General features: G+C 73.6%; 3 protein-coding genes. 1 reads left to right on the top strand and 2 read right to left on the bottom strand.

The window, feature by feature from the left end; all coding sequences use genetic code 11:
- Nucleotides 1–683: DNA translocase FtsK 4TM domain-containing protein (locus G3573_RS21180; RefSeq protein ID WP_205598426.1), on the bottom strand; the 683-nt coding region annotated here is incomplete at its 3' end.
- Nucleotides 684–800: 117 nt separating this feature from the next.
- Here G3573_RS21180 and G3573_RS21175 point away from each other — a divergent pair.
- Complete coding sequence (locus G3573_RS21175; RefSeq protein ID WP_163263622.1) at nucleotides 801–2,051, top strand: UbiH/UbiF/VisC/COQ6 family ubiquinone biosynthesis hydroxylase; 1,251 nt, start codon at nucleotides 801–803, stop codon at nucleotides 2,049–2,051.
- 37 nt (nucleotides 2,052–2,088) lie between these two features.
- Here G3573_RS21175 and G3573_RS21170 read toward each other — a convergent pair.
- Nucleotides 2,089–2,397: hypothetical protein (locus G3573_RS21170; RefSeq protein ID WP_205598425.1), on the bottom strand; the 309-nt coding region annotated here is incomplete at its 5' end.

The following is a 2,397-nucleotide window of genomic DNA, read 5'->3' as shown; positions in this document are numbered from 1 at the left end:
GGCGCGGCCTTGGCGCGGACCGGGACGGGCGCGGCGCGCACCTGGCGGGTGCGCAGGCGCTGGGCCAGGCCGGCGAGGGCGTTGGCGGCGTTCTTGAAGTCGTTCGGCGTCAGGCTCAGCGCATAGGCGAAGCCGGCGCCGGCGCCGATCAGCAGCAGGATGGCGCCGATCGCGCCCGCGCCCGGCAGCTTCAGGAAGCCGAAGCCCGCGGCGAGCAGGTCCAGCAGCCCCGCGCCCCAGAAGCCGCCCAGGCCCTTGGCCAGCGGCCACTGCGACGGCGGGGTCGGGCCCGACAGGGCGCCGGCCAGGGCCACCACGGCGGCGAAGGCGACCAGCGCCTTGACGCGCATGCGCATGCGCCGGGCGTCCGGATTGGGATCGGCGGCTCGCGCCAGGCCGAACAGCACCATGAAGATGGCGGCGATCCAGGCGGACAGGCCCAGCGACTGCAGGAACAGGTCGGCGATGTTGGCGCCGAAGCCGCCCAGCACGTTCTTGGCCGCGCCGGCGGAGGCGGTGTTCCAGCTGGGATCGGCCGCGTCGTAGGTGGCGAAGCTCAGGATCGCCGCGACCCCGAAGGCCGAGGTCAGTCCGCCGCGGAAGCGCGCGGCCAGCGGCGCACGCCAGACCCCGCCCGCGGTGTCGATGATCCTCGCGCCGACCATGGCCGCCACGCCCGTCATGCCGCCGTCTCCGAAATGAAACTGAACCGCCCCGTTTTGCCCCGAGAAGGTTAAGGCGCGTTTACGAGCGGGGCCGGGCACTGGACGCCGACGCTTGAAGAAGCGCATATCGCGGCCATGACCCAGTACGACGCCGACGTGGTGATCGCGGGCGCGGGCATGGCCGGCGCGACCTTCGCTCTGGCCGCCGTTCACGCGGGCCTGAAGCCGATCCTGGTCGACCCGCTGCCGTTCGAAAGCCAGCTGGCCGAGACCTTCGACGGCCGGGCCTCGGCCATCGCCTATTCCTCCTTCCGCCAGTGGCGGGTGCTGGGCGTGGCCGAGCGGCTGGCCGAGCACGCCGAGCGGATGGACCACATCCTGGTCACCGACGGGCATACGCCCGGCGCCGCGCGCGGACAGGTCGGGGCCTCGTTCCTGCGCTTCGACGCCGAGGAGATCGCCGACCGGGCCGAGGGCGAGCCGCTGGGCTACATGATCGAGAACCGGCGCATCCGCGCAGGCCTCGCCGAGACGGTGCGCGAGGCCGGCATCGAGGTGCTGGCCCCCGCCGCGGTGGTCGGGGTCGAGGTTGATCAACGTTGCGCCACGGTGCGGCTGAAGGACGGCCGCACCCTGACCGCGCCGCTGGTCGTGGGCGCCGAGGGCCGGGTCTCGCCGGTGCGCGAGGCCGCCGGCATCAACTGCATCGGCTGGGAGTACCGCCAGGGCGGGGTGGTCGCCACCGTGCGCATGGACCGCCCGCACGGCGGCGTCGCGCACGAATACTTCCTGCCCAGCGGCCCGTTCGCCATCCTGCCGCTGACCGAGAACCGCGCCAGCCTGGTGTGGACCGAGCCGAAGGCCCGGGCCGAGGCCCTGCGTCACGCCTCGCCGGAAGCCTTCGACGCCCACCTGCGCCGCCGCTTCGGCGACTTCCTGGGCGGCGTGACGGTCGAGGGGCCGCGTTTCGTCTATCCGCTGACCCTGTCGCTGGCCGAGCGCATGACCGCGCCGCGCATCGCGCTCCTGGGCGACTCCGCCCACGGCGTGCACCCGATCGCCGGCCAGGGCCTGAACCTGGGCCTGAAGGACGCCGCCGCCCTGGCCGAGGTGCTGGTCGACGCGCTGCGCATCGGCGAGGACCTGGGCTCCGAGGCGGTGCTGGAGCGCTACGCCCGCTGGCGGCGGTTCGACAACGTCATGCTGGCGGCCGCCACCGACGTGTTCAACCGCATGTTCTCCAACGATTTCCCGCTGGTCCGCGCCGCCCGCGGCGTCGGCATGGCGGTGGTCAACCGCATCGGCCCGGCCCGGCGCTTCTTCATGACCGAAGCCGGCGGCGCGGTCGGAGATCTGCCGAAGCTGCTGCGAGGGCAGGGGCTGTAGTTTTCTCCTCCCCCGCGAAGCGGGGGAGGAGATGGACCTACCGGCAAGTGCTCTCCGGCTGCATGGCGCGGATGCGGGCGGCGTGTTCGGCGACGATCGCCGCGGTCCCGGACGCGCCGGACGCCTCCAGCTGGGCGATGGCGGCGTCGGTCGCCTTGGTCATGTCGGTCTTGTATTCGGCCGACAGCTTGCGATCGAGGGCGTCGACCCCGCACTTCCGGTTCGGATCCTGGTCCGCGTAGTCGACGGTTTCGCCAGGCAGGCGCGGCGAGGTCTGCGTCGCGGGCGCCCCCGGCAGGCGCCCGCCGCCGCTGGTCGCGCCGCCGCCCGCTCCACCGCCGCCACC

The sequence above is a fragment of the Caulobacter sp. 17J65-9 genome (assembly GCF_010975005.1).
Taxonomy (GTDB): domain Bacteria; phylum Pseudomonadota; class Alphaproteobacteria; order Caulobacterales; family Caulobacteraceae; genus 17J80-11.
The sequence above is the reverse complement of the archived record's forward strand: the minus strand, read 5'-3'. Positions and strand labels throughout refer to the sequence as shown.